Annotated in this window: 26 protein-coding genes, 1 tRNA gene and 2 pseudogenes; 9 read left to right on the forward strand and 20 right to left on the reverse strand. The window is 59.0% G+C overall.

Features of this window, described 5'->3' with window-relative positions; all coding sequences use genetic code 11:
• Window positions 1-113: 113 nt before the first annotated feature.
• From HQ912_RS20700 to HQ912_RS20720, 5 genes are all read right to left on the reverse strand, one after another.
• Window positions 114-407: a YcgL domain-containing protein gene (locus HQ912_RS20700; protein WP_047227944.1), complete on the reverse strand. Its 294-nt coding sequence runs from the start codon at window positions 405-407 to the stop codon at window positions 114-116.
• Complete coding sequence (gene rnd / locus HQ912_RS20705) at window positions 404-1,537, reverse strand: ribonuclease D (RefSeq protein ID WP_076385932.1); 1,134 nt, start codon at window positions 1,535-1,537, stop codon at window positions 404-406. Before rnd ends, HQ912_RS20700 begins: the two co-directional genes overlap by 4 nt.
• A 121-nt stretch (window positions 1,538-1,658) precedes the next feature.
• On the reverse strand, window positions 1,659-2,300 hold the full coding sequence (locus HQ912_RS20710; protein ID WP_173407244.1) for a class I SAM-dependent methyltransferase: 642 nt from the start codon (window positions 2,298-2,300) through the stop codon (window positions 1,659-1,661).
• Window positions 2,301-2,370: 70 nt separating this feature from the next.
• Complete coding sequence (locus tag HQ912_RS20715; RefSeq protein ID WP_173407245.1) at window positions 2,371-4,020, reverse strand: phosphoethanolamine transferase; 1,650 nt, start codon at window positions 4,018-4,020, stop codon at window positions 2,371-2,373.
• Between the two features lie 190 nt (window positions 4,021-4,210).
• Window positions 4,211-5,593, reverse strand: a complete 1,383-nt coding sequence (locus tag HQ912_RS20720; protein ID WP_047227948.1) for a glutamine synthetase family protein — start codon at window positions 5,591-5,593, stop codon at window positions 4,211-4,213.
• A gap of 522 nt (window positions 5,594-6,115) precedes the next feature.
• Between HQ912_RS20720 and HQ912_RS20725 the strand changes: the two are divergent.
• A pseudogene (locus HQ912_RS20725) lies at window positions 6,116-6,418 on the forward strand (LysR family transcriptional regulator); the annotation flags it as partial.
• A gap of 106 nt (window positions 6,419-6,524) precedes the next feature.
• On the opposite strand, the gene HQ912_RS20730 reads toward HQ912_RS20725, so the two are convergent.
• From HQ912_RS20730 to HQ912_RS20750, 5 genes are all read right to left on the reverse strand, one after another.
• The gene (locus HQ912_RS20730; RefSeq protein WP_047227950.1) at window positions 6,525-6,890 is read right to left on the reverse strand and encodes a 5-carboxymethyl-2-hydroxymuconate Delta-isomerase; all 366 of its coding nucleotides are present in this window, start codon (window positions 6,888-6,890) and stop codon (window positions 6,525-6,527) included.
• Between the two features lie 227 nt (window positions 6,891-7,117).
• Window positions 7,118-9,202, reverse strand: coding sequence for a DUF6311 domain-containing protein (locus tag HQ912_RS20735; RefSeq protein ID WP_173407246.1), 2,085 nt, complete (start codon window positions 9,200-9,202; stop codon window positions 7,118-7,120).
• Window positions 9,199-9,582: a GtrA family protein gene (locus HQ912_RS20740; protein WP_047227952.1), complete on the reverse strand. Its 384-nt coding sequence runs from the start codon at window positions 9,580-9,582 to the stop codon at window positions 9,199-9,201. Before HQ912_RS20740 ends, HQ912_RS20735 begins: the two co-directional genes overlap by 4 nt.
• Window positions 9,579-10,286 (reverse strand): class I SAM-dependent methyltransferase, encoded by a 708-nt coding sequence (locus HQ912_RS20745; RefSeq protein ID WP_076385944.1) that lies wholly within the window; start codon window positions 10,284-10,286, stop codon window positions 9,579-9,581. Before HQ912_RS20745 ends, HQ912_RS20740 begins: the two co-directional genes overlap by 4 nt.
• Before the next feature lie 2 nt (window positions 10,287-10,288).
• Entirely contained in the window at window positions 10,289-11,257 is a 969-nt protein-coding gene (locus HQ912_RS20750; RefSeq protein WP_047227954.1) for a glycosyltransferase family 2 protein, read from the reverse strand.
• 337 nt (window positions 11,258-11,594) lie between these two features.
• Here HQ912_RS20750 and HQ912_RS20755 point away from each other — a divergent pair, with 337 nt between their 5' ends.
• The 3 genes from HQ912_RS20755 (at window position 11,595) to HQ912_RS20765 (ending at window position 13,211) form a co-directional block, all read left to right on the forward strand.
• On the forward strand, window positions 11,595-11,786 hold the full coding sequence (locus HQ912_RS20755) for a YegP family protein (protein ID WP_047227955.1): 192 nt from the start codon (window positions 11,595-11,597) through the stop codon (window positions 11,784-11,786).
• 144 nt (window positions 11,787-11,930) lie between these two features.
• Window positions 11,931-12,737, forward strand: coding sequence for an AraC family transcriptional regulator (locus HQ912_RS20760; RefSeq protein ID WP_173407247.1), 807 nt, complete (start codon window positions 11,931-11,933; stop codon window positions 12,735-12,737).
• Window positions 12,738-12,839: 102 nt separating this feature from the next.
• Window positions 12,840-13,211 carry a cupin domain-containing protein gene (locus tag HQ912_RS20765; protein ID WP_076385948.1) on the forward strand — a complete coding sequence of 124 codons (372 nt, stop codon included), beginning with the start codon at window positions 12,840-12,842 and terminating at the stop codon, window positions 13,209-13,211.
• Window positions 13,212-13,243: 32 nt separating this feature from the next.
• Here HQ912_RS20765 and HQ912_RS20770 read toward each other — a convergent pair whose 3' ends face one another.
• The 3 genes and pseudogenes from HQ912_RS20770 to HQ912_RS28175 all read right to left on the reverse strand — a co-directional run.
• The gene (locus tag HQ912_RS20770; protein ID WP_173407248.1) at window positions 13,244-14,017 is read right to left on the reverse strand and encodes a phytanoyl-CoA dioxygenase family protein; all 774 of its coding nucleotides are present in this window, start codon (window positions 14,015-14,017) and stop codon (window positions 13,244-13,246) included.
• A gap of 11 nt (window positions 14,018-14,028) precedes the next feature.
• Window positions 14,029-14,817 carry a methyl-accepting chemotaxis protein gene (locus HQ912_RS28170; RefSeq protein ID WP_371516575.1) on the reverse strand — a complete coding sequence of 263 codons (789 nt, stop codon included), beginning with the start codon at window positions 14,815-14,817 and terminating at the stop codon, window positions 14,029-14,031.
• Window positions 14,818-14,886: 69 nt separating this feature from the next.
• Window positions 14,887-15,663, reverse strand: a pseudogene (locus HQ912_RS28175) (MCP four helix bundle domain-containing protein); the annotation flags it as partial.
• A gap of 497 nt (window positions 15,664-16,160) precedes the next feature.
• Here HQ912_RS28175 and HQ912_RS27905 point away from each other — a divergent pair.
• The gene (locus HQ912_RS27905) at window positions 16,161-16,427 is read left to right on the forward strand and encodes a hypothetical protein (protein ID WP_047227960.1); all 267 of its coding nucleotides are present in this window, start codon (window positions 16,161-16,163) and stop codon (window positions 16,425-16,427) included.
• Between the two features lie 286 nt (window positions 16,428-16,713).
• Window positions 16,714-17,130, forward strand: coding sequence for a type II toxin-antitoxin system YafO family toxin (locus HQ912_RS20780; RefSeq protein WP_047227961.1), 417 nt, complete (start codon window positions 16,714-16,716; stop codon window positions 17,128-17,130).
• A gap of 173 nt (window positions 17,131-17,303) precedes the next feature.
• Here the strand turns inward: HQ912_RS20780 and HQ912_RS20785 are convergent.
• From HQ912_RS20785 to dapA, 5 genes are all read right to left on the reverse strand, one after another.
• Window positions 17,304-17,393 (reverse strand) — tRNA-Ser (locus HQ912_RS20785).
• A gap of 83 nt (window positions 17,394-17,476) precedes the next feature.
• Window positions 17,477-18,190, reverse strand: a complete 714-nt coding sequence (gene purC, locus HQ912_RS20790; protein WP_025212375.1) for a phosphoribosylaminoimidazolesuccinocarboxamide synthase — start codon at window positions 18,188-18,190, stop codon at window positions 17,477-17,479.
• Window positions 18,191-18,218: 28 nt separating this feature from the next.
• Window positions 18,219-18,977, reverse strand: a complete 759-nt coding sequence (locus HQ912_RS20795) for an MBL fold metallo-hydrolase (protein ID WP_047227962.1) — start codon at window positions 18,975-18,977, stop codon at window positions 18,219-18,221.
• Window positions 18,978-18,981: 4 nt separating this feature from the next.
• On the reverse strand, window positions 18,982-20,097 hold the full coding sequence (bamC, locus tag HQ912_RS20800) for an outer membrane protein assembly factor BamC (protein ID WP_047227963.1): 1,116 nt from the start codon (window positions 20,095-20,097) through the stop codon (window positions 18,982-18,984).
• Window positions 20,098-20,114: 17 nt separating this feature from the next.
• Entirely contained in the window at window positions 20,115-20,993 is an 879-nt protein-coding gene (dapA, locus tag HQ912_RS20805) for a 4-hydroxy-tetrahydrodipicolinate synthase (protein WP_047227964.1), read from the reverse strand.
• 316 nt (window positions 20,994-21,309) lie between these two features.
• Between dapA and HQ912_RS20810 the strand changes: the two genes are divergently transcribed.
• Window positions 21,310-21,870 (forward strand): glycine cleavage system protein R, encoded by a 561-nt coding sequence (locus HQ912_RS20810; RefSeq protein WP_047227965.1) that lies wholly within the window; start codon window positions 21,310-21,312, stop codon window positions 21,868-21,870.
• A 10-nt stretch (window positions 21,871-21,880) separates the two neighbouring features.
• Window positions 21,881-22,354, forward strand: coding sequence for a peroxiredoxin (locus HQ912_RS20815; protein ID WP_047227966.1), 474 nt, complete (start codon window positions 21,881-21,883; stop codon window positions 22,352-22,354).
• A gap of 135 nt (window positions 22,355-22,489) precedes the next feature.
• On the opposite strand, the gene HQ912_RS20820 is transcribed toward HQ912_RS20815, so the two are convergent.
• Window positions 22,490-23,560, reverse strand: coding sequence for an AI-2E family transporter (locus tag HQ912_RS20820; protein ID WP_047227967.1), 1,071 nt, complete (start codon window positions 23,558-23,560; stop codon window positions 22,490-22,492).
• 29 nt (window positions 23,561-23,589) lie between these two features.
• Entirely contained in the window at window positions 23,590-23,829 is a 240-nt protein-coding gene (locus HQ912_RS20825) for a sulfurtransferase TusA family protein (RefSeq protein WP_047227968.1), read from the reverse strand.
• Between the two features lie 98 nt (window positions 23,830-23,927).
• Here HQ912_RS20825 and HQ912_RS20830 point away from each other — a divergent pair, with 98 nt between their 5' ends.
• Window positions 23,928-25,361 (forward strand): M48 family metalloprotease, encoded by a 1,434-nt coding sequence (locus HQ912_RS20830; protein WP_076385958.1) that lies wholly within the window; start codon window positions 23,928-23,930, stop codon window positions 25,359-25,361.
• The last annotated feature ends 43 nt before the right edge of the window (window positions 25,362-25,404 follow it).

Below are 25,404 nucleotides of genomic sequence, written 5' to 3' on the forward strand. Positions count from 1 at the left end.
TTTCAAAAACTATGCAGACGACCGCCGACAGAGTGTCGCTCCATCCTTGCGGCCATCGCCAATAAACCATTCCAGTGTTTCAAGAGGCCCGGGAAAGGTGCCTCGGGGTACCGTCAGACCGGGTCGTTGCGTCGCAGCAACTCTTCCGGCAGATGCTCGATGTATTCGTCTTCAGCCGGTGGCATCTGCAAGTGATAACCCTGGGTATCGAGGTTTTCCAGCACCAGGTTGATGTCTTCCCGCGACAGCTTGCGCTCGGGGCTCAGCACCAGGTCAAAGGCATGGATCGCCTTGCCAAAGGCAGCCATCAAGGGCTCGGGCACACGCTCCAGGGCATCGCTTTTGAGCACATACAGGTACATCTCGTTTTTCTTCGAGCTTCGGTAGATCGAGCAGATACGTTTCAAGGCTGTTCTCCGGCGGTGGCCAGGCTATCGAGCAGCGCCTGGCCCATCAATTCGCGGCGCCAGCCACGCAGCGAATCGGGCAATTGGTAAGGGCCCTCGGGAAAGCCGCTCTTGATCAGCGCTTCGAGGGTTTTCTTGCGCAGCATCAGTTCAGGGGCGATTCCCAGGCGCTCGGCCTCAGCCTGCCCCAGTGCCCGCAGACGCTTGACCAGCGCCGAAGCCTCGATGGGCAAGGGTTCGGCCACGGCTGGCGGCCACTGCTCGGGCGGTACGCTGGCGGCGCGTTTGATCAGCTCCAGCAGGAACTCGCCGTCCTGGCGCACGGTACGCGGGTGCATGTCTTCGATTTTCGCCAGCGCGCCGAGGTTATCCGGCTGAGTGCGGGCCAGGGGCCACAGCGAATGCTCGCGAATGACCCGGTTACGCGGCAGGTCACGGGCCCGCGCTTCCCGCTCGCGCCAGGCGCATAGCTCGCGCAGCACAGCCAGTTGGGCACGGGAAAGTTTCCAGGCCAGCTTGGCCTCGCGATAAACCTCATAGGGGTCGACTTCGCGACGCAGGTTGGCCACCAGCTCGGCGCCATCCTCCAGGACCCAGGCGTATTTTTCGTCAGAAAGCTTCGGGCGTAGCTGTACGAAAACTTCCGCCAGATGCACTGCATCTTCAGCGGCGTAGCTGATCTGCGTTTCCGACAGGGGTCTTTGCAACCAATCAGAGCGGGTTTCGCCCTTGGGCAAGTCGATGCCCAACACGTCCTGTACCAGCCGGGAATAACCCATGGAAAAACCCAGGTTCAGGTAGGCGGCGGCCAATTGAGTGTCGAACAGCGGCGCAGGCAGGCTGCCGGTCAAGCGCAGCAGCACTTCAAGGTCTTCGCTGCAGGCGTGCAGCACCTTGAGCACTGCCGGGTTCTCCAGCAACGCGGCCAGGGGCTTCCAGTTGTCGATGGTCAAGGGGTCGATCAGATAGGCACGCTCGCCATCGCCGATCTGCAACAAACCAGCAATGGGATAAAACGTGTCGACCCGCATGAATTCAGTGTCGAGGGCGACGAATGGCAACTGCTGCCATTGGGCGCAAAACTGACCGAGGCTATCGTTGTCGCGAATCCAGTGAATATCGATGGCCACACGGCTCTCCCTTGAAGAATGGCGCGCAGTATATATCGCCGTCAGCGATTGCGAGCATCCATAGAGCGGGAGCCTGAGAGAAATCGCCTGCACGAAGGCAAGAATAGTCCTACATCGGGAATTAACCGGCCTTGCACAACGCATAAATCCGCGTCAGCGCAAACCCGGGCAGAAAATCCTGGTACCACAGCTGGGTGAAACCGGCCTGGCGGAACTCGGCTTCAACTTCAGCCTTGTCCGCCAGGCCGCGGTGCGGCGCAGGTCCGATGTTGAGGCGACCTTCAATTTGCACCGACACAATCACCGTGTCACGGCTGACCCGATGAAATTCGCGCAACAGCGCCAGCCGATGCTCACTGGCCTTGACGTGCCGAAACAGTTGCAGACACAAAATACAGTCCACAGCGTTAGCCGACAGGCCGAGGGTGAATGCCGAACTGGGAAAGGTCGTGACCCGCTCCAGCAACGCGCCGCCATGGTGGGTGCGGGCGTGATCGAGCATGTCTGGCGAGGGGTCCGCCGCCAGGATCACCCGGTTGGCATGTTCGGCCAGCACCGGCCAGAACCGGCCCGCGCCACAGGTCACATCCAGCACCAGCCCCGGTTCACCGGCGGCTTTCAAGGCATTGCGGACCAATTGCTCGTCACGCCAGAACGCCAGGCGCAGTCGCCTGGGCGCCGCTTGACGGCAAATGCGCGCGTGTTCCCGGTCATGATGCCTGGCGAACTCGATCTCTACGGGGGATGGGGGTTGCCCAGACATACCAACCGCTCTTGGGAAAGATGAATAGGAACAGGCTAACCACCCGTACGTGAAAAAAAAGTCGAGGCGCTCACTGCCGGGCCAATACCCCGTCAATGACCGCGCCACGGCAACCGGCAAACAGGTCCAGGTCCCGGTTGTAGACCTTGCTGTTGACTTCCAGCAGCCCGAGCATCGAATGAAACAGATTGTCCTGGCTCAAGGGCTTGTCCCGGCTCAGTTGCAGGCAATGGGTGTCGACGGAGAAGGACTTCTGATAGCTGTCGGAAAACCAGGCCAGCATCGCCACGTGTTTCTGTTGTTCCGGGGCGAGCATGTAGGGCGTGCCATGGAGAAACAGGTTGTACTCGCCCAGGGACTCGCCGTGGTCGGACAGGTACAGCATCGCTGTGTCGACCTTGTCCTGATTGGCCCGCAGCAGGTCGATCAGGGTCGATAACACATGGTCGGTGTACACCAGCGTGTTGTCGTAGCCGTTGACGATGCTCTGGCGGCTGCAATTGTTCAGCGCATTGCTTTGGCACACTGGGGTGAAATGTTCGTATTGCTTGGGATAGCGCTTGAAATACTCCGGCCCGTGACTGCCCATTTGGTGGAGCACCAGCACGGTGTCCTTGTCGAGGGTGTCGATGAAATGCTGCAGGCCCTGGAGCAGAATTTCGTCGCGACACTCACTGTTGGCGCACAGGGCCGGGTCTTTGAGATTGCTGACATCCTGCACAGTGACCCGGTCGCAAGTGCCTTTGCAGCCCGACTGATTGTCACGCCAGATCACCTCCAGCCCGGCGCGCTTGAGCACATCGAGCAGGCCTTCTTCGTTCCTGGCCTTGCTGGCGTCGTAGTTCTTGCGGCCCATGTTGGAAAACATACACGGCACCGATACCGCGGTTTCCGTACCGCAGGAGTGCACATCAGTGAAGGCGATCAGGCCAGCTTCTTGATTGAGTTGCGGCGTGGTATCGCGGTTATAGCCCAGAATGCCGAAGTTCTCGGCACGGGCGCTCTCCCCCACCACCAGTACGGTCAGGGACTTGCGGGCATGGGTTTGCCAGACCGGATTACGACTCGCATCCTCTCCCAAGGTGATGAAGGGCTGTTTGGCCGACGCGACCTGTTCACGCAAGTACCCGATCGACGCACCGATGTAGTTGCTCGGTACCACCATCAAATGCAATTCATGATGATTGCGAAACAATGAAGACAACCCTTGGTAATTGGCCAGGGCGACCATGCCGATCACCGCCGCCGACACCCCACTCACCACTAACTTGCTTAACAGTTCTTTGGGCCAGCGGCGATAGCTGATCGGCGTTTTAAATAACAACCAGGACGGCAACACGCCTAATAAACCGAGGTAGGCAAACAACTTTAACGACAGTAAATCACGCACCTCTGTGGCATTGGTTTCAGCAAAGTTACGAAACATGCCGGCATCGATCAGCACGCCATACTGAGCCATGAAGTACGCCACACCGGCGCTGATCAGAAAAAGCAACATCAGCACAGGCTTGAGCAGCCCACGGAACGCTACCAGTGTCAGCACCAGATTGAAGGCGAACAACACCAGCACCGCAAACGCCACGCCGATCAGCATGCCCCCGCCGTCACCTGCCGTAATGGTATGCAGGTGCTGCCAGAGCACAACGTTGAAGCCCACTAATAAAAAGACACTGGCGACCAGCGTCACCCACTCGGGGCGCACGGGTTTAATGGTCAGCATGAGGTTTTAAAGTTTCCTGGAAGTTGCGCTATGGAAAGCAAATACCGCAGGAAAGTTTGAAAAACTACTGTGCTACGGCAACACAAACTTTAGGCAGGTCACTATCAATTTTTCGTGAAAAAGTTGCCATTAAATAATTTTTCAAGTAGCAAGCCGCACGTCCAATCCGACGTGCAGCTTGTGGCTCAGTTCAAGCCTGATGGATGTACCAACGCCAGTCCTGCTCTCCGACCTCGCCCATGAACTGACGGTATTCGGCGCGTTTGACCGCCAGGTACACCCTGAGGAACTCATCGCCGAAGGCTTGCCTGGCCCAGGTCGAGGCTTCAAGCGTGCGCAAGGTGGTGAGCCAGTCGGTGGGCAGCAATTCGCTCGCCTGGGCATAGCCGTTGCCCGCCACTGGCGCACCGGGATCGCACTGTTCACGAATGCCGCGATGGATGCCGGCCAGTATCGCTGCGGCGGCCAGGTACGGGTTGGCGTCGGCACCACAAATACGATGTTCGATATGCCGCGAAAATGCCGGCCCGCCCGGTATCCTCAGGCTCACTGTGCGATTGTCCACGCCCCAGGTTGCTGCCAGCGGCGCGTAGCTGTTGCTCTGGAAGCGCCGATAGGAATTGGCATTCGGACAGAACATCAGCAGTGAGTCGAGCAACGTGTCGAGCATCCCGCCCACCGCATGACGCAGCAGCGGCGTGCCATCGGCGGCTTCGCTGGCAAACAGGTTATGGCCCTCGCGATCCGCCAGGCTGACGTGCATGTGCATGCCCGAACCTGCCAGTTCCGCGAAAGGCTTGGCCATGAAACACGCCTGCATGCCGTGTTTATGCGCCACGCCTTTGACCAGACGTTTGTAGCGCACCGCCTCATCCATGGCCTGCAAGGCATCGGTGCGGTGTTCGAGGGTGATTTCCACCTGGCCCGGCGCGTATTCGGAAATGGCCGTTCGGGCCGGGATCCCCTGCGACTTGCAGGCGGAATAGAGGTCCGCCAGGAACGGTTCGATCTGTTCCAGCTCGCGCAAGCCATAGACCTGCGTGGCACCGGGTCGACCGCCATCAGCGTCCCGCGCCGGTTGCGGCCGGCCCTGGCTGTCGCGCTGCGCGTCCAACAGATAAAACTCCAGCTCCGCCGCCATCACCGGGTAATAGCCATCGGCCTGCAAAGCGTCGATCACTTGACTGAGCAAATAACGCGGATCGGCGATGGTCGCGGGCATGCCTTCCTGAGGATGCATGCTGACCTGCACTGCCGCAGTGGGGATCAGCCGCCAGGGCATTCGCTGCAAGCTGCCGCTGATGGGATAAGCCCGGCAATCGATGTCGCCAACATCCCACACCAGCCCGGAGTTTTCCACGTCGTCGCCATTGATGGTCAACCCGAGAATGGTACTGGGCAAGGGCCGCCCACTTTCGTAAAGCGCCAGCAACTCATCCCGGTGCAGCAGTTTGCCCCGAGGCACACCGTTGCTGTCGAGAATAAACAGCTCGAACAGCTCAATATCCGGATTTTGCTCCAGGAACGCCTGGGCTTGATGCAGGGGGGCAAAAGAGAGGTGGGCAGAACTCATGAGAACGCTCGTATTTTCATGTCGGACGGGCGACAAAGCACCGTCAGCCTGTGCTCGCGATCAACGAACACTGTTTAGGATCAACAGGAAATACAAGTATCTGGAGGACGGGCGTGGCGACAATGCCAGAGTGCCCAAAAAGCCAGTTCAGAGGGCAGCGCACACAGCGTGGGAGAGACCCCGGACATAAACCTGCCCACCGGCCCCATTGCGGCGAATGAAGGGTATTGGATTGCTGCGGGCCAACCGTCCATAAAAGACATCACAGGAAACACACTTTGGCAGAGTCCCACGTCACCAAAGCCGGTTAAACCTTGATTTGATGGAGCTTGGATCGCAATGAGCTAAACAATCGGCCAGAGAATCGAATGCTGAACGATCCGTCGTGTTCATTACATTATCTGTCCCACTCGCGACCGTGAAACCGCTCGCCTGGCATTCTCCTGGGACGATCGTTCCGTTAGGATCAAGGGTCTGGTTTGCGCAAGATCCGCGCAAGGAGCACAGAGAGAGACAGAACGGATGCTGAACAGTAACTCCCTCAGAAAACTCGATATGCAAGACCTCATGGTGTTTAACGCTGTGTACGAGCAAAGCAGCGTCACCGGTGTATCCGAGGCTTTGTGTGTCAGCCAGTCAACGGTCAGCTACTGCCTCAAGAAACTGCGGACCTGTTTCGACGACGAGTTGTTCATCAACACCCGCACTGGCATGCGCCCCACTTATAAAGCCGAGGGCATGTACAAGCATGTGCGCGCCATCTTGCAGAGTATCAACCTGTGCCATGCCGGTGCGGCCACGGTTGATCCCGCCCGGCAAACCATCAAGCGCCTGAAGGCTTGTCGGGATTCACCTTGAAACGCCGTGCAGCCAGGCCGCTGATAGCACCTGGCTGCGCGAGCGGATCGTCAAGACGCGAAGCACCTGACCCTCAGGCGCCGACGACAGCCTTGGCATAGGGGCCTCGGTCGATGTCGAGGATTTCCACGCACAGTTGCACGGAAACGTCAGCCGGCCATTCGCCCACCTCCTGGATTACCTCCAACAGTTTTTCGGCCAACTGCTTCTTGACCTCTGGCGAACGGCCGCTCAACAAGGCCAGCTTCACATGCACGAAACCGCGCTTTTCGAAAAGGGTGCCCACCAGGAAATTCTCGATTTTCACAGCCCGGCTTTTGATGTCCGACTCGGCAGCGAACTGACCGGAGGCCACCAGCGTATTATTCAGACGCAACAGTACGACACCCTCGTCAAACTTGGGCAGGTTGGCGGTGTACTCCATGTGCAGGTGAGGCATGTGTTCGACTCCTGTTCGAAAATATGACGATGTGGTTTCAGCCGTCGCAACCATACCTCGACTTTACTTGGCTGACGCAGGTTTTGTTTCGCGCAGCGGAATTTGCAGCGCGCCGGCGCGCTCACGCATGAACGCTTCCAGCCGTATCAGCGTTTCGAAAAACAGCCTCAAATTGTGCATTCGGCGCTGCGCAAAAAACCTTGAAGCACACGATAAAGACGTCCGGCTTAATTCACCGTCAGAGACTTCAGCCCCAACGCCATGACTCGCTCGTCGCTCCCCAACCCCAGCGCCTTGGGACTGACCGCGTCGGGTAGATGAAACTGCACACGCACCTGCCCATCTGCGGCAATCGCTTCGCGGATGGCCGGGCTCAATGACAGCTCCAGGGTGTTCTCCTGCATGCGGGTCAGTTGCGTCGACAGGGCCGCAACGCCATTGATCGAGACCTCGATTCTCTGCCTGGTATGCAGGGGCTGTACGAACGCCGCAGCTTCGATCGAGAGGGCGCGGGCCTCAGGGGGTACACGCAATACAAGCTCTGCCTGAGCACCTTCCGACCAGGTGCCCCAATCTTCGACGCGCCCCCAGCCGCTGACCAACATCGCGTTTATTCGGTTGAACACCTGGCGCTCACCTGGCTTGACCTGCACGTCCAGCGTCTCCTGCGCTATCGGTGGGCATTGGGTACAGGTCTTCCATCCCGGTGCCAGCACCACGAGGCCATCAAGACGGGTCAGCAGATCGGTCTGACGATTAACGGTTTTGATCGCTTCGAGCGCGGTGCGGCTGTCGAGAATGTAGAGGGAATCCGCCTCATACTGACCGGTGGCGAGCATTTGGCCAGCGTGCCGTTGAGCGTGTTCGATCTCCCGAGTGCCCATCCGCCCCAAGTACACGCTATCGGTTTCCAGACCATGGTTCTGGGCGTATTGGCTGATCAACAGCCAGTTTTCCGGCTGATTCTGCGGCAACAACGACCGGACCTTGGCGTAGTGATTTGCCGCGCTGGCCCAAAACGGGTCGGCCAGGGGCGTCGGCCAGCTCGAGGCGGTCGGCATCATCCGGCTCTTGCGCAGGCCTGCCCACCCGCTGCGGGTATCCAGAACCTGCACCACCAGGGCCACGGCCAGCAGACACACCGCAGCTCGTGGCTTATTGCCTCGGACCACCAAAAAGATCAGCGTAAACACGAGAATGTAGAACACCGGCCAGAACATCCTACCGGCCGCGCGAAAGACGTTCGCCAACTGCTCGATGGTTTTCGGCAACCAGTAATGCACATCCAGCATGCCAATACCGAGCTTGTTGGTCAGTGAAAAAAGCGTCAGCCCGATCAGCGCCAACAGCAATAGAGGTCTGCGACGCACGGCCTCCGCCAGGCCGGTGTTGCCTTGCAGCAGTGCCACGCTGGCGCAGATCGCCAGCATCAGCACCCCCAAACCCAGGTAATTGAAACCCTCGTAGTCCCCGGGTCCCTGGGGCATGTCGCGCAATACGTATGACCAGCCACTGGGGTTCACCACCGACAAGAGATTCAGACGATACAAGCCAAAACCACCCGCCACGGTCCCGCCGCCCACACTGAAATAACCTGCTTGCCAGCAGCAGAATGCGACCAGCAGAAACAGACCGGCCAGCTCAATCAAGGCATTGCGCCGGGGTAACCGGCCCTTGATGGCGTTGCTGGTCAGATCAGCCAGCCAGATCAATGCCACCATCGCCAACAGATAGGCATGCACCAGCGCCGTCGCGGCCAAGAGCACGCCCCAGGCCAGGCGTCGCTTTTGCAGACCGGGCCGCAACGCCAGGTACAGCGCCGCCAGGATCAGGAAATGCCCGGACAAGGAAAGATGCCCTCCCATGCGCAGAAACATCGGGGGCGAAAACACGAACAACCCGGCCCCCAACAACCTGATCCAGACCGAAGGCGTCAGCAGCCCCACCAGCTTCCAGGCAAACCAGGCCTGCAGGACAAAACACGCCAGCAGCCACAGCCCGAAATACTGGAACGTCTCGGGAAGCCAAGCATTGAAGGGCTTGAATATGAACGCCAGCAGCGGGTTGGAATCGGAAAAAATGATCCCGTTGGCCAACTCCAAGCCATAGGAAGGGTTCATGCCCAACGGAAAGGTCCAGGGCGAATCACGGAAAAACGCCCATCCCAGATAATGAGTCGCCGCATCGCCCTCCCCCAGCCAGGCGATATTCGTCGGGTTCAACACCCGAGGGCCGATGACCATCAGAAACGCCAGCACGCCCAGCAATACGGGCAACAGGGAAACCAGATAACGCTCGCCACGAACGGTCATCGATACGTCCAGAAATTATGCAAGATGAAGGTAAACACCGGGATGATCAGCGCCACGGCAGCAATGCCCGCCAGGTAACTCAGGCCCGCGCTCTGCGCCACCCAGGCCACCAGCATCGCCAGCCAGAATCCGCCGATCGACACCACCACGAAACGGCCGAGCGTGCGGCCATGCAATCGGCTGGAGAAACTCCAGAGCGTGTTGATCAGGTAAGACACCACGGTTGCCACCACAAACGCAAAACCGTTGGCCAACGGCGGGCTGGCCAGGATCAGGTGCACAAACAACACGGCAGCCAACACATGCACAGCGGTCACGAACAAGCCCGTCATGGCGAACCGCAGCCCACGTCGCAGCAACGGCGACCGCGTCCAGATCATGGTTTTTGTGCCAGACAGAACACCGTCAGGCCGGCCACGCGATTGGCGCCCATAAACGCAAGCTCCAGGCTGCACAGCGACTTCAACACGCCATTGACCAGCGGGTGATGCCGAGTGAGCGAGCTGGCCGGCGCGCCGGACGTGTTGCGTTGCAACAGGCGCACGGCGGCGGCGATCGGAAACACCAGGCCGAAATAGTAAGCGCTTTTGTGCACCTGCAAACCCGCCTGGGCCACGACCCCCTCCAGTTGCCCGAGGGTGTAACGGCGTTTGTGTTCCAAAAACACATCATGCCCGCTCCAGAGAAACTGGAACGCCGGCACGGTGATCAGGAAGCGGGTGCCAGAGGGCACCTTGTCGACATAAGCCTTGAGCAGGCCCATGTCATCGCCCACGTGTTCCAACACATCCATCAACAACACCAGATCCGCGTCCAGCGCGTCGATGGCGCGCCGGTAGTGGACGGGTTTGCCGGCGGTGCTGGCATCGGAGTCGGCCGGGTAACTGATGTCCACGCACCAGGCCCGGGCCGTCTCGGTATGGGACAACAAGTGATGGGAAAAAAAGCCCGATCCGGCCCCCACATCCAGCAGTGTTTTGGCCGATGTGCCTTTGAGCATGTGGAGCATGGCGCGCGCCTTGGAACGATAGTACCAATGCTGCCCGATATCAGGCCCCAGGATGTCGGTTTCCTTGAGATCCATTGTCAGTCCTTGGCGTCATAGATGCGCCGTACCAGAAAAACCGGTCGGCGTTTGGATTCGATATAGGTCCGGCCCAGGTATTCACCCAGTACGCCGATGCCGATCAGTTGCAACCCGCCCAGGAACGTGACTGCCACCATCAGGGAGGCATAGCCTGGCAGATCGACCCCGGAAATCAGCGTCCGTAGCACGATGAACACGGCAAACGAAAAGGACACCAGCGAGACGCTAAGCCCCAGGTAGGTCCAGATACGCAGCGGTTCGGTGCTGAAACTGGTGATGCCCTCCAGGGCAAAGTTCCACAGGCGCCAGCCGTTGAATTTGCTTTCACCGGCCGCACGCTCGGGCCTGACGTAATCCACGACGGTGGTTCGAAATCCTACCCAGGCAAACAAGCCCTTCATGAAGCGTCGGGACTCGGGCAGGCTCTGCAGCGCATCGACCACACAACGATCCATCAGCCGAAAATCACCGACATTTTCCGGTAGCTTGTGGTCGGCGATTTTATTGTGCAGCCGATAGAACCCGTTGGCGGAAACCTGTTTGGCCCAAGAGTCGGAGTCACGGTTTATGCGATGGCCCAGTACCACCTCGGCACCGTTGCGCCAGTGGGCGATCATTTGCAGGATCACCTCGGGCGGGTCCTGCAGGTCGACGTCGATCGGCACCACCGCCTGGCCACGAGCCGCTTGCAGACCGGCACTCAGCGCCGCTTCCTTGCCGAAATTGCGGCTCAGGTCGACGATCCGGATGCGCGGGTCGGCTCGCTGTTTTTCCAGCAACAGCATCAATGTTTCGTCGACACTGCCGTCATTGACGAACACCAGTTCCAGGGTCACCAGCGGCTCGTTCGCAAAAACCCGATCGACTCTGGCGATAAACAAATCTATGGACTGGACTTCGTTGAAAACTGGAATGACAAGCGAAAGCGCTAGACATCCTTGCAGATCCGCTCCTGGATATTCAGTCACTTGATGGCTCTTTTTCTTATAGGTTTTTCCAGTCCCATCGGGCTCCCAGCCCCCGGGTTCCCCGGACCGGACGTCAATGACAAACGTCTGAATCGGAATGTATTAAGCAGGACCGGACAAGGCAACGCAAGAACGAAACCGGAACTTTATCCAGCCCCGCGCCCCCAAGATGACCTGTTTCCTGAAAAGGGTCGCCGGAGCAAATCCGAATCCACATCGGCAATATTTGATAACGAATGGAAACGAATTTCCCATAGCCAAAACTATCAGCTTGGCTAGGCTTGGAGCGACATGTGCAAAGCATGTCTTGAATGAATTAATCGCAGGGAGCGAACCGATGTATTTTGAGATCTACAGGCAGACCCGAGGCACCCAGAGCACTGGAAAAGGCCAATGGCGGTGGCGCTTGAGAGCCGGCAACCACGAAACGATCGCCAGCGGCGAATCCTATGTGAACAAGGCTGACTGCCTTCACGTCATCGGGCTGATCAAGAGTGCCCAGGGTGAGACACCCGTGAAAGAAATCTGAAACAGCGACGCACTGTACGACCAGTAAGCCGCCCTGCGTAACGAGCAGCTTTCTGCGTTCCGAAGAATCCGGATCTCGCTTTTTCCTGCGCCAAGGCATATCAGACAGGTATCGTGTGCAGATAAAAGCGAGAGGCCGGTCTAAATGACTCAATCAAATCGTGATCGCGACTGGCTGGTGCGGGCTCCTGAATCGCGGAAAATGGAACGCATCGAAGCCTATTTCAGTGACCATGGCTACACCACCCACCGGCATGACACCTACGCCATCGGCGTCACGCTTTGCGGTGTTCAGAGCTTCAACTACCGCCATAGCAAACGCCATAGCCAGCCCGGCGGAACCATCGTCCTGCACCCGGACGAAGTTCACGATGGCGAAGCAGGCACGAGCGACGGCTTTCGCTACCGGATGTTCTATGTAGAGCCCTCCGTGATCCAGCAAGTGCTGGGCGGCAAACCCTTGCCTTTCATCGAAGGAGGGCTGTCGAACGATCCTCACCTCAATGTGGCTACCCGTAGATTATTGCGCTGCATGGATCATCCACTCGATCCGCTGGAAGAGGAGGACGGCATCTACGATGTGGCCCAGGCACTGGACAGCGCAGCGGGTAACCGGCGTGGGCGGCGATTGATCGACTACTCGGCGGCAGAGCGCGCACGACTGTTCATTCATGATGCCCTTGACCAGCCCATCAGTCTGGATGATCTGGTCCAGGCCAGTGGCCGGGATCGATGGAGCCTGTCCCGGGACTTTCGCGCTCTGTACGGCACCAGCCCCTATCGGTATATCAACCAGCGACGCCTGAATAAAGCCCGTCGTCTGGTTATCCAGGGCATGCCATTAAGTGAAGCGGCCCTGGCGTGCGGCTTTTTCGATCAGAGCCACATGACCCGGTTACATAGCCAGGCTTTCGGCATTTCACCAGCACGCTGGCTGAAGATGCTGCGCTGACTTCGGGTGCCGGGCCCCACAAAAGCTGCACAATCATCCAATACCGGCTCAGGCTCAGGCAGTAAGGTCGCGCTCACCCCCTTCACAAGACGAGCATTCCCCATGAGCACTCACTACTCCCCCATCAATTTCGCTCAGAAATACACACTCTTCCAGGAACAGTGGGCCCCGAAAGTCGTGGCCGAAATGAACGACTACCAGTTCAAGATCGTCCGGCTCGAAGGTGACTTCGTCTGGCATACCCACGCCGATACCGATGAAACCTTCATCGTGCTGGAAGGCGAGCTTCGCATTGATTTTCGCGACGGCGCGGTGACGATTGGCCCAGGCGAGATGTACGTGGTGAAAAAAGGTGTTGAGCACAAGCCCAGCGCCGCACTGGAAGTGAAATTGCTGTTGATCGAACCTCGCGGTGTCATTAACACGGGCGATGAAACCAATGAGCGAACAGCGGTGAATGATGTCTGGATCTGACCTCGCCCCGTGACGTAACCGATGCCAGGAGGTCAATCGTACTCAGCCTCCTGGTGATCGCCCAACAGGCGCCGTTGGCGAGGTGTCGCGGCGGCCAGCACAGCAGGGTTGAATTGCCAGTACAGATAAGGCGAGAACTTCTGCGCGATCATCCGCCGGCCATAGTGAACCTGCAGCATATAACGTGAACGATCGACGCTGCGGTTCTCGCTGCCGGCATGCCACAACTCGCTACGCAGCACCAGCACATCACCCGCTCGACACAACACCGGTTGCGCGACGCGCCCTTGCCATTGCGTTTCGCCCGCCACGGGCGCCCGCCCCGCCCGATGACTGCCAGGAATGACGCGGGTGGGGCTCAGGTCGGCATTGATGTCGTCGAGGTAAAATTGCGCGGTGCAAATCTGCATCGGCAACTCGAAAGCTGGATCGGCCAGAAGCTGTGGTGGCAATGCCATTGCCAGGTAATCCAGGTGCAACGGGGCGCCGACAAAACCGGGGTGGCAACGCCAGGCTGTCTGCCCAATGATGTGGCAATCATCCCCCAGAGCCGCCTCGGCCAGCTCGATCACCCCTTCCATATCGAGAAACGGCAACCAGAACGGATCGCGATTGAACACGCATTTGTAGTGATCGATCACGCCGCTGTAGTCCCAGTGCTGAGGCTTGAGGCGATCGATTGCACGGCGCAGGTCGGTGATTTGCGCGCTGCTCAACACCGCAGGCATCAGGACGAAACCGTCCTGATGCAGGGCTCGCAAGCGCTCGCCGGTGAGCGCCGCCACGGCTGGGAGGGTGGCCACCATCGCGCCTGGACTCAGGTGCGAAAACGGCCGGTCAACTCCGCCAATGTCCTCGACAGCCCGGAAAGCTGCTGGCTGGCATGCATGCTCTGGGCAGAGTTCTGCGCCGCTTCGTTGGACAGGTCGCGGATGTCGGAGATGTTGCGGGCGATTTCCTCAGTGACACTGCTCTGCTCTTCGCAAGCGTTGGCGATCTGCGCGGCCATATCGTTGATCCGCTGTATGGAACCGCCCGTGCCGCTGAGCACCTGATCGACACTCGCCGCACGCTCGACGCTGTCACGGGCCTTGGTGCTACCGACCTGCATCGCTTGAACGGCCTTGGCGACCCCCGACTGCAAGCGCTCGATACGGACCTGTATATCCTTGGTCGAATCCTGGGTCCGCGCCGCCAGCGCCCTGACTTCGTCAGCCACGACCGCAAAACCGCGGCCTTGCTCGCCGGCTCGCGCAGCCTCGATGGCGGCGTTCAGTGCAAGCAGGTTGGTCTGTTCAGCGATGCCACGGATCACCTCGAGGACCGCGCCGATACTGGAAGTTTCCTGGGCCAAGGCCTCGATGGTTCCCGACGCGCTTTCCACTTCCTGGGCCAGTTGGCGGATCGATTCGATGGTGCTGCTGACAACGTCGGCACCGTCACGGGACTGACTGGTGGCCTGTTGTGCAGCATCCGAAGCATTCAGCGCGTTGTGGGCGACTTCATGCACGGCGGCGCTCATCTGGGTCGCGGCGGTGCTGACCTGATCGAGTGCCGCATGCTCGCTGCTGATCAGTTGGTCATTGGTCGCGGCCATGCTGGCCATGGCGCGAGCTGCGGCATCGACCTCCCCGGTCACCCGGCCCACCTCGGCAATCAGCGGCTGCAGTTTGTCGAGAAAGCGGTTGAACGCGCTGCCGAGCTGGCCCAACTCGTCAGCCGAACGAACCTCAAGACGCGCCTTCAAATCACCGCCACCCTCCGCAATCTGCTCGACGCGGCTGAGCAAGCGACGCATAGGACGCAGCACGACCATTGGCAAGGCAACAACGACCAGAATGCAGCCAAGCAGACCGATCAACAGAATGGCGCCCTGATACACCCCCACTTTCTCGCCATTTTCTATCGCCGCATCTCCCTCGCGGTGGGACGCCTGGTCTTCCAGCTCGCCAAGCTTGTCGATGGGATCACGCATGGCCTCGAACAGGCGTTCGCTGTCACCAAAACTCAGTTTGCTGGCCGCCTCCCTATCCCCCACGGACAGCTCAATTACTCGTCTCGAAACCTGCTTCCACTTTACAAAAGCGTCATTGAACTGACTGACCAACACCTGTGCCTCGGCATCGGGCTGCATCGCCGCATATTGCTGCACGCGATCATAAGCCTGCTTCGCATTCTCCTCATGACTGGCGCTCAGCGCTGTCAGATGCTCGTCCGCATGACCATCGAGCAGACTACGCTCGGCAACAAAAGCCTGGTAAAGATCGCGATCGGCATTGAGCAGCAAGCTGATGGCCGGCAAGTAACGCTTGGTCAGCTGTGTGCTGGACGCCGTCACCTGGTCGATGCCTCGCATCCCCGACCACCCCATCAACACCAACAACAGCGCCAGAAAAGCAATCGGCAGGGTAATTTTCCAGCGAAAGCCCAGGTCGGCAAAGAACCGCATCATGGGGGGCACTCCTTCTATGGGGGTTAGCCTTCTTATCGGCAGGCATGCCTTGAGCTATAGACCATTAGTCTGATTGACACAAAGCTTTCGGCCTGGAAGACACTGTGGTTATGCAGGTCGTGGAGGGGGTTGGCCGGGATCGAAAAAAGGTCGGGAGACGCAATTGCTGCGGGGACTTTTCTGACATTTCCCGGCCACATAATTCAGGGAATTTTCTGACTCATCGTCTGATTGATGATTTCTACAGAAGGGCCCTATAGTCCAAGCGTCGTTCGTAGGAGCGGCTTGGGTTTGGCGACCCATGACAAATATGCAGGAACCTCTCGCGGATTGCGGAACGCTACCGTGCGCAATATGCTGCTTTTCGGTAGCTGTGCGTGGGAGATCTTCGGATCTGCCGGTTTTTCTATTTGTCCGGTTCGCCAACCCGCGTACAGCTACCACCTTATTCGTTTGGCGACGATTAAGAAGGTCCTCAATCAAATGGAATTTAAAAAATGAATAGATACATGGCTCTTACCAGTAATGCCGACGATCAACCCCTCTTCGTCGATACCTCCGCGCCTTTGCACATACTGCTTGACACGGCGGGCTATAGAATTCGCGCAGTTACCCAGCTTTTAGAGAACCTCGCAATGCGCGGGGACATTCCCAGCGACTCGGTAATCCTTCAGGACTTTGCACAGCTGTGCTGTATCCCCTTGAGAGATGGCTGTGACGTGCTCGATGTCATAGCCCGACGATTGGATGCAGAGCCGGCCTAGTTCAAAGGGCCCCTGACGGGGCCCATTTCGTCGAAACGAGCATGGTTCGATGACACTGAAACCCTCCGGTTTGCCCGGACTCGATTAATCACATAAGCTGATCAGCATGAATACACACACCTCGGAGGCTCCGATGGCTACCACAAAAAAAGTCGAGAAAGCGCGCAGAAAAGTCACTCACGAAGAGCTGACATTTCTTGACGTTCGACAAGCTGCACGTGATGGTCAGAAAGTGTTCGATAATTTTGTAATCACTGGCAAGCTTCCTATTACAAAGTAGGCGTGGATGCCAGCCGTTAAAATTTCCGCACTTTTTGAACAAACACAGAACTGGAAAAATATTGCCGCACACTTTTATAACTACAAGGTGTGCGGCGAGCTTCCGGCTATCTTTGGCAGAGATGAACAGCTCGATCTGAGCGATATGTGTCACATCCATTTGGCGAGCACTGCAGAAACACAAGCTCGTTGGACTCAAATCGGCCGCCAGTACTACCGCACAGCCCTAACAGAAGACCCTGACAACGACTTCTGGCTTATCTATGCCTATGATGATTTCAAAGATGCGTACCTAATGCTGACGATCATTGGACCAGATGCTCACAATCGGAAGGAATGGGGATCGTTTTTACGTACGGTTCATAGCGACATTGTGGAACCTTGGATCGTAGGAAAAATCATTTTTCCCGACCTAGATGAGTGACGCCGCATAGCTCTAATCAAAAATGGCTCACCATGAGTATTTGACCAGCCCTCGGACCTTTAGCATCGGACGACATCATAGCGAGCCTTTTGGCCCTAAAAATGCCCTACCCCCAGAAACGAAAAAGCCCCTGAAATGTTCAACCATTTCAGGGGCTTAGTCGTATTCAATAATGGCGGAGAGATAGGGATTTGAACCCTAGGTACTGTCGCCAGTACAACGGATTTCGAATCCGTCCCGTTCGGCCACTCCGGCATCTCTCCAGTGGCGCGCATCATACCAGCACATTCGCCGGAAGCGAACCCCCGGGCGAAATTTTTTCCGTGCTATCAGATGCTTGCGTCGATTACAGCGGTACGCCCAGACGCTGGGCAACTTCTTCGTAGGCTTCGATGACATCACCCAGACCCTGGCGGAAGCGGTCCTTGTCCATCTTTTTCTTGGTGTCCTTGTCCCAGAGGCGGCAGCCGTCCGGGCTGAATTCGTCACCCAGGACGATGGAGCCATCGCTGAATACGCCGAATTCAAGCTTGAAGTCCACCAGCAGCAGGCCGGCGTCGTCGAACAGCTTGGTCAGCACCTCGTTGACCTTGAGGGACAACTCCTTCATGCGCGCCAGTTGCTCGGCGGTGCCCCAACCGAACGCCACAACGTGGGATTCGTTGATGAACGGGTCGCCCTTGGCGTCGTCCTTCAGGAACAGCTCGAAGGTGTATGGGTTGAGCTTCATGCCCTCTTCCACACCCAGACGCTTGACCAGACTGCCGGCGGCGTAGTTACGCACGACGCATTCGACCGGGATCATGTCCAGCTTCTTGACCAGGCATTCGTTGTCGCCCAGCAACTTGTCGAACTGAGTCGGCACACCAGCAGCTTCGAGCTTCTGCATGATGAAGGCGTTGAACTTGTTGTTCACCATGCCCTTGCGGTCCAGCTGTTCGATGCGCTTGCCGTCGAACGCCGAGGTGTCGTTGCGAAACAGCAGGATCAAGCGGTCTGCGTCGTCGGTCTTGTAAACCGATTTGGCTTTGCCGCGGTAGAGTTCTTCACGTTTTTCCATGATGGGCTCCGCTTGCTAAGTAGATGGGCTAGGCGATATGTCGCCAGTCGAGCCCTGAATCTTGATCGGCCAGTTGCAGCCAGTCCGGGTCGCACCCTAGGGTGTCGACGAAACATTGCCGGGCCAGCTGCGGCAGGTTGTTCTTGCTGCTCAGATGGGCCAGGACCAGGTGTTGCAGGCCTTGCCAGCCCAACTCGGCCACCAGGAACGCCGCCTGGTGGTTGTTCAAATGTCCGTGTTCCCCGCCTACCCGCTGCTTGAGAAAGTACGGGTAGTACCCGCGCGCCAGCATGTCACGGCAATGGTTGGACTCGATCATCAATGCATCGAGATCCCGGTAGCTGTCCATCACCCTGTCGCAATACGAACCCAGGTCGGTCAGCAACCCAAAGCGCCGCTCACCGTCGCTGAACACATACTGCGTTGGCTCCCGGGCGTCGTGCGCCACGCTGACCACACTGACTTCTAGAGCACCAATGCGCAGTTGCTCGCCACCGGCGACGAAGCCAGCAGGTTCGATGGGCTTACGCAGCCCCTCCAGTGTTCCACGGCTCAGGTACACCGGCAGATTGTAGCGCCGAGACAGCAAACCCACGCCATGCACGTGGTCGGCATGTTCGTGGGTTACGAGTATCGCGCTCAATTGCGCCGGGTGCACCCCCAGGCGCAACAGGCGTTTCTCGGTTTCTCGCAAAGAGAAACCACAATCGACCAGCACATACGTGCCGGCGCTGGCTATCAGCGTGCCGTTCCCTTGGCTACCGCTGCCGAGAACGGCAAAACGCATCGGATCAGCCCAGGTTGTCCTGAATCACGCTCAATACCTTGCGGGCCACATCGGCCGGCGCCACGGTGTTGATGTTTTTCTCGACGGTCACCTGAACGTTGTCACCCACCTTGCTCAGGCGAACCTGATAACGCTCGGCACGGGCTTCAATTTCTTCCTTGTCCGGCGCGCTGCCGAACAGACCGCTGAAGAAGCCAGGCTTCTCATCTTTCTTCTCGGCCTTTTCGGCGAGGTTGATGTAGTACAGGCCCAGGCTGCGGTTGATGTCTTCAACCCGCCACTCACCTTGTTCCAGCGCACGACCTACGCTCGACCAGGCGCGATCCAGGTCGGAGCCGACGTTGAGCACCGGGTTGCCGCTGCCGTCTTCGCTCAGGCTGACGCGGCTCGGGACGTCGAAGTCCCGGGATGCAAGCATCGAAACCGAACCGCCCTGTTCTGCGGTACGGCTCATGCTGGCGAGCATGTCGTCCACCAGCGCAGCGTCCAGGCCGGTGTTGACCGAACGGTTGGTGAAGGCCACATCAGCGGTGCTGCCGGCAGGGCGTTCAGCGCTGACCACGTAGATTTCACTGGTGTTGCGCTGCACGCCCGGCTCGATGCGAACCCGCACGCGGCTTTCGCTGTCGGCACCGACACCGGCGGCGCTCAGGCGCTTGGCCATGGCGGCGGACAGCTCATCGGCACGTTGCCAGGTCGTGGTGAATTCGCCCGTTTGCGGGCGCTGCTCGTCCAGGCGGAAACCGTTGTCCTGGAAGAACTGGATCGCCACGGGCCAGACTTCGGCCGGTGGATGCTGAGCCATGACCCAGCTTGAATCGCCACTCTTCTGCAGGGTGTAGTCGCTGGCATCGGCCATGGCCGACAGCGGCTGCGGACGGGGGACGATGTATTCACCCTTGACGCTGTCGTCGGCCACATTACGCGGGATCGGCAACAGCGGATCCAGACGTTTGGCGACATTGACATCGGGAGGCAGTTGCATCGGTGCAGTCTGTTGCGCTTCCAGGTAATCGCTACCACGGTCGCGGAAGTAACCTTCCGGGCCCCAGACCCATCCGCAGCCACTGGTGCTGGAGATAATCAAGGCAAGTGCGGAAAGTCCGGCCATTCGCTTCATGCGTTGTACTTCCTCAATTAAACCAGGACGCCCGACTGGCGCATGGCCTGCCGAAGCGGTTCGTGACAGGCTTCGCTCAGCCAGGTGAGCGGCAGGCGGATGCCTTGATGCATCAGGCCCATTTCAACCAAAGCCCACTTCACCGGAATCGGGTTGGCTTCGATGAACAGATCCTTGTGCAACGGCATCAGTTTTTCGTTGATTGCCCGCGCGGTCTCGGCGTCGCCCTTGAGCGCAGCCTCGCACAGGTCGGCCATTTCGCGCGGAGCGACGTTGGCGGTGACGGAGATATTGCCCTTGCCACCCAGCAGGATCAGCTCGACCGCGGTCGGATCATCGCCGGACAGCACGATGAAGTCATCACTCACGCCAGCGAGGATGGCCTTGGCGCGGTCCAGGTCGCCGGTGGCTTCCTTGATACCGATGATGTTCGGCACGGTGGAGAGGCGAATCACGGTCTCGGCCTGCATGTCGCAGGAGGTGCGGCCGGGAACGTTGTAGAGGATCTGCGGGATGTCGACCGCTTCGGCAATGTGCTTGAAGTGCTGGTACAAGCCTTCCTGGGTTGGCTTGTTGTAGTACGGCACGACCAGCAGGCACGCGTCGGCACCGGCTTCCTTGGCGTTGCGGGTCAGCTCGACGGCTTCGCGGGTCGAATTGGCGCCGGTACCGGCGATCACCGGAATCTTCCCGGCTACCTGCTTGACCACGGCACGGATGACTTCGATGTGCTCGTTGACATCGAGGGTTGCCGATTCGCCAGTGGTACCGACGGCGACAATGGCATGGGTGCCGTTTTCAAGGTGGAAGTCCACGAGTTTGCTGAGGCTGGCCCAGTCAAGACGCCCTTGTGCATCCATGGGTGTGACCAGTGCCACCATACTGCCCGCAATCATGAAACCGCTCCTGCCGGAAAAAGAGAGCGGTAATGGTACTGGCGCCAAGATGCTTGTACAAGCGAACTACCATTCCCCTTGGCGATGGTTTTCGCTACCCTTCAGGCTTTGATCGGTACCGATAAGCTCATACGCCGGTTCCCAGCCTCCGTTATTCGTCGCCACAAGCCCCATTCCTGCGTTTGTCCTGCCGCATTCCCGCCGTCCCGGAATGCAGCGCAACCCCAGGCACAGGGCTTGAGTCGTTCGTTTATCCCGGTCTGTCGCCGTGCCGAGCTGCAAAAGTGCCGACCGCTCATCGCTTTAGGAATGCTGCATGTCCACCCCCACAGTCCGCGAACAATTCCTTGTTATCAGTGCCCTTGGCGCCAACCCCATGGAGCTGACTAACGTCCTGTGCCGCGCCAGCCATGAAAATCGCTGCGCCGTCGTAACTTCACGCCTGACCCGTCATGGCGAATGCAGTGCGCTCGTGCTTGAGATTTCCGGCAGCTGGGACGCCCTGGCCCGCCTGGAAGCGAGCCTGCCGGTGCTGGCCAAGAAACACGCCTTCACCGTCAACGTGGTGCGCAGCGCCGCCCTGGAGAACCGCCCCCAGGCCCTGCCCTACGTGGCGTATGTGAGTTCGGCCTATCGCCCGGACATCATCAACGAGCTGTGCCAGTTCTTCATGGACCACCATGTCGAGCTGGAAAACCTGACCTGCGACACCTACCAGGCCCCGCAGACAGGCGGCACCATGCTCAATGCCACGTTCACCGTGACACTGCCGGCCGGCACCCAGATCAGTTGGCTGCGCGATCAGTTCCTGGATTTCGCCGACGCGATGAACCTCGATGCCCTGATCGAACCGTGGCGCCCCCAAAACCCAATGTAAGGAAGCGTTCATGGCCGTTGCCATCGACCAACCGGTTACCGATTTCCAGGCGCCCGCCACCAGCGGGCACACCGTCAGCCTCGCGGCCCTTAAAGGCAAGCAGGTGGTGATTTACTTCTATCCCAAGGACAGCACCCCGGGGTGTACCACCGAAGGCCAGGGTTTTCGTGACCAGTACGCCCAGTTCCAGGCTGCCAACACCGAAGTGTTCGGCGTATCGCGCGATAGCCTCAAGTCCCACGAGAACTTCAAGTGCAAGCAGGAGTTTCCGTTCGAGCTGATCAGCGACAAGGACGAAGCCGTCTGCCAGCTGTTCGACGTGATCAAGCTGAAAAAGCTCTACGGCAAGGAATACCTGGGCGTTGATCGCAGCACGTTCCTGATCGACAAAGATGGCGTGCTACGCCAGGAATGGCGCGGCGTGAAGGTGCCGGGGCATGTGGATGCGGTGTTGGCGGCGGCGCAGGCTCTGAACAAGGCCTGAAGTTTTTTGTTGCCTGTTCTGGCGCTATCGCGAGCAGGCTCGCTCCCACACTGGATTTTCGGCGTTAACAAATCCCCTGTGGGAGCGAGCCTGCTCGCGATGAGGCCACCCGCCTCGCCGGATAAGTAGCGGCTGCTACAGCAACGGCGCCACAACCGGCTCACGGCTCGGCCACGCATCCAGCACAGCCTTGAACAGTGTTGCCAGGGGAATGGCAAAGAACACGCCCCAAAACCCCCACAGCCCGCCAAACAGCAATACCGCGCAGATGATCACCACCGGATGCAGGTTCACCGCCTCGGAGAACAGCAGCGGCACCAGCACGTTGCCATCAAGCGCCTGGATGATCCCGTAGACGGCCATCAGATAGATGAACTGATCGCTCCACCCCCATTGGAACAGCGCGATCAACGCCACGGGCACGGTCACCACCACGGTCCCGACATACGGCACCACCACCGAAATGCCCACCAGCAGCGCCAGCAATGCCGCGTAATTGAGCCCCAGGGCCACGAAGCCGATGTAGGTCACGCCGCCGCAGATGAAAATCTCGATGACTTTTCCGCGAATGTAGTTGGCGATCTGGCGATTCATTTCCTGGGCCACCCGGGTGATCAGCGCCCGCTCGCGAGGCAGATAGCCACGGACCCAGCGCCCGATCATTTCCCGATCCTTGAGAAAGAAAAACACCAGGATCGGCACCAGCACCAGGTAGATCATGATGTTCACCAGAAGCGGCAGGCTGGACAAAGAAAACGTCAGCGCCCACTGGCCGAACTTGCCGATCTGGCCGCGCACCACCTCTATGGCCTGCAGTACCTGTTCATCGGACACCAGATGCGGATAGCGCTCCGGCAACAGCAACAACAGCGACTGCCATTTGACGAGCATCCCGGGCAATTCGTTGAACAAGGTCACCAACTGATGCCAGAGCAGCGGCATGATCACGACGACGAACACCACCAACACCCCCATGAACAGGGCGAACACCAGCCCTACCGCCATGGCGCCAGGCAGCCGCATCCGTTCCAGTGTCGTGACCAGCCCCTGCATCAGGTACGCCAGCACCATCCCTGCCAGCACCGGCGCGAGCATGCCGCCCAGCGTGAGGACTGCCGTGAAGGCCAGGAACAGCAACACTGCCAGCACCACCGCCTCTTCGTCGGAGAAGTAGCGCTGGATCCAGTCGCGTAACACTTTGAACATTAAAAATCCTTAAGGGCCGCTGTTGATTTTCAAGCTTTCTTCAGCCAGTAACGGTAGACGCCGTTGTCGTCTTCTTCACGCAGCAGCGTATGACCGGCCAGTCGGGCAAAGGTGCGGAAATCGCGCTGGGAGCCCGCATCCGTTGCGGTCACCTTGAGCACGGCGCCGCTGGCCAGGCGATTGAGTTCCAGCTTGGCCTTGAGCAGTGGTAACGGACAATTCAGGCCGCTGGCGTCCAGTTCGGCATCGGGGGCTACAGCATCGGTCATCGGTTCACTCCGCAGCAGGTCGTTGAGCGACTTAGAATATCTGGTCCCGGGCCTGGTGTCCGGCTACAGTAGAGTCTTTGTCGACTAAGGCTTCGTGCATGACATTTCTGCGCCCCACCCTGCTGACGCTCGCTTGCCTGCTTGCCTCACCGGGCTTCGCCGACGACCTGCCGTCACTTGGCGACGCCAGTTCTGCCATCGTCTCGCCGCAACAGGAGCACCAGTTGGGTCGCGCCTGGCTGGCCTTGCTGCGCAGTCAGGTCTCACAGCTCAACGATCCACAGCTCAAGGACTACGTCGAGTCCAGCGTTTACAAACTGGTGGAGACCAGCCAGGTCAACGACCGACGCCTGGAGTTCATCCTGATCAACAGCCCGCAGCTCAACGCTTTCGCCGCACCCGGCGGAATCGTCGGGGTCAACGGTGGACTGTTCCTCAATGCGCAGACCGAAGGTGAATACGCCTCGGTCATGGCCCACGAACTGGCACACTTGTCACAACGCCACTTTGCCCGGGGCGTCGAAGCTCAACAACGCATGCAGGTGCCGATGATGGCAGCGCTGCTGGCCGGCATTGTGATCGCCGCCGCCGGTGGGGGTGACGCCGGGATCGCGGCCATTGCCGGCACCCAGGCAGCAGCCATCCAGGAACAACGACGTTTCTCTCGCCAGAACGAACAGGAAGCCGACCGCATCGGCATCCAGAACCTGGAAAAGGCCGGCTATGATCCGCGGTCCATGCCGACCATGTTCGAACGGCTGATGCGCCAGTACCGTTTCGACGCCAGGCCCCCTGAATTCCTGCTGACTCACCCGGTGACTGAATCCCGAATCGCCGACACCCGCAACCGCGCCGAACAGGCAAGGCCAGGTGGCATCGAGGACAGCATGCGTTATCAATTGATTCGTGCACGGGTCAAGTTGATCTACGAAGAAACTCCGGGGCTGGGCGCCAAGCGTTTCCGGGCGCAGCTGGATGAAAATCCGAAGAACGACGTGGCCCGCTATGGCTTGGCGATCGCGCAGATCAAGGGTGGCCAGCTGAATGAGGCCCGGGAAAACCTCAAGCAGCTACTGGCCAAATCGCCCAACGAGATCATCTATAACCTGGCCCAGGTCGATCTGGATATCACCAGCAACAAGCTGCCAGACGCTCAGGCTCGCGTCGACCGGATGCTGACCCAGTACCCGGGCAACTATCCGCTGAATCAGGTGCGCGTCGACTTGCTGCTCAAGCAGAACCGCCCCGCCGACGCCGAGAAGGCTCTGGAGAACCTGCTCAAGACTCGTCCGGACGATCCGGATGTCTGGTACATGGTGGCAGAGACCCGCGGACTGTCGGGCAACATCATCGGCCTGCACCAGGCCCGCGCCGAATACTTCGCCCTGGTGGGCGACTACCGGCAGGCCATCCAGCAACTGGACTTCGCCAAACGGCGCGCCGGCAGCAATTTCCCGCTGTCGTCACGCATCGACGCCAGGCAGCGCGAGCTCATGGAGCAGGAGCGCATGGTCAAGGACATGATGGGCTGAGTCTTTTCGGACACAAAAAAACCGCCTCTTTCGAGGCGGTTTT

Origin of the sequence: Pseudomonas sp. MPDS (assembly GCF_013283895.1) — a bacterium.
Taxonomy (GTDB): domain Bacteria; phylum Pseudomonadota; class Gammaproteobacteria; order Pseudomonadales; family Pseudomonadaceae; genus Aquipseudomonas; species Aquipseudomonas rhizophila.

Bases quoted from the DNA above. Each gene is read 5' to 3' on its own strand.
- HQ912_RS20710 (WP_173407244.1), bottom strand. From the start codon at position 2,300: ATGTCTGGGCAACCCCCATCCCCCGTAGAGATCGAGTTCGCCAGGCAT.
- HQ912_RS20715 (WP_173407245.1), bottom strand. From the start codon at position 4,020: ATGCTGACCATTAAACCCGTGCGCCCCGAGTGGGTGACGCTGGTCGCC.
- HQ912_RS20720 (WP_047227948.1), bottom strand. From the start codon at position 5,593: ATGAGTTCTGCCCACCTCTCTTTTGCCCCCCTGCATCAAGCCCAGGCG.
- HQ912_RS20730 (WP_047227950.1), bottom strand. From the start codon at position 6,890: ATGCCTCACCTGCACATGGAGTACACCGCCAACCTGCCCAAGTTTGAC.
- HQ912_RS20735 (WP_173407246.1), bottom strand. From the start codon at position 9,202: ATGACCGTTCGTGGCGAGCGTTATCTGGTTTCCCTGTTGCCCGTATTG.
- HQ912_RS20740 (WP_047227952.1), bottom strand. From the start codon at position 9,582: ATGATCTGGACGCGGTCGCCGTTGCTGCGACGTGGGCTGCGGTTCGCC.
- HQ912_RS20745 (WP_076385944.1), bottom strand. From the start codon at position 10,286: ATGGATCTCAAGGAAACCGACATCCTGGGGCCTGATATCGGGCAGCAT.
- HQ912_RS20755 (WP_047227955.1), top strand. From the start codon at position 11,595: ATGTATTTTGAGATCTACAGGCAGACCCGAGGCACCCAGAGCACTGGA.
- HQ912_RS20760 (WP_173407247.1), top strand. From the start codon at position 11,931: ATGACTCAATCAAATCGTGATCGCGACTGGCTGGTGCGGGCTCCTGAA.
- HQ912_RS20765 (WP_076385948.1), top strand. From the start codon at position 12,840: ATGAGCACTCACTACTCCCCCATCAATTTCGCTCAGAAATACACACTC.
- HQ912_RS20770 (WP_173407248.1), bottom strand. From the start codon at position 14,017: ATGGTGGCCACCCTCCCAGCCGTGGCGGCGCTCACCGGCGAGCGCTTG.
- HQ912_RS28170 (WP_371516575.1), bottom strand. From the start codon at position 14,817: ATGGCCAGCATGGCCGCGACCAATGACCAACTGATCAGCAGCGAGCAT.
- HQ912_RS27905 (WP_047227960.1), top strand. From the start codon at position 16,161: ATGAATAGATACATGGCTCTTACCAGTAATGCCGACGATCAACCCCTC.
- HQ912_RS20780 (WP_047227961.1), top strand. From the start codon at position 16,714: ATGCCAGCCGTTAAAATTTCCGCACTTTTTGAACAAACACAGAACTGG.
- purC (WP_025212375.1), bottom strand. From the start codon at position 18,190: ATGGAAAAACGTGAAGAACTCTACCGCGGCAAAGCCAAATCGGTTTAC.
- HQ912_RS20795 (WP_047227962.1), bottom strand. From the start codon at position 18,977: ATGCGTTTTGCCGTTCTCGGCAGCGGTAGCCAAGGGAACGGCACGCTG.
- bamC (WP_047227963.1), bottom strand. From the start codon at position 20,097: ATGAAGCGAATGGCCGGACTTTCCGCACTTGCCTTGATTATCTCCAGC.
- dapA (WP_047227964.1), bottom strand. From the start codon at position 20,993: ATGATTGCGGGCAGTATGGTGGCACTGGTCACACCCATGGATGCACAA.
- HQ912_RS20810 (WP_047227965.1), top strand. From the start codon at position 21,310: ATGTCCACCCCCACAGTCCGCGAACAATTCCTTGTTATCAGTGCCCTT.
- HQ912_RS20815 (WP_047227966.1), top strand. From the start codon at position 21,881: ATGGCCGTTGCCATCGACCAACCGGTTACCGATTTCCAGGCGCCCGCC.
- HQ912_RS20820 (WP_047227967.1), bottom strand. From the start codon at position 23,560: ATGTTCAAAGTGTTACGCGACTGGATCCAGCGCTACTTCTCCGACGAA.
- HQ912_RS20825 (WP_047227968.1), bottom strand. From the start codon at position 23,829: ATGACCGATGCTGTAGCCCCCGATGCCGAACTGGACGCCAGCGGCCTG.
- HQ912_RS20830 (WP_076385958.1), top strand. From the start codon at position 23,928: ATGACATTTCTGCGCCCCACCCTGCTGACGCTCGCTTGCCTGCTTGCC.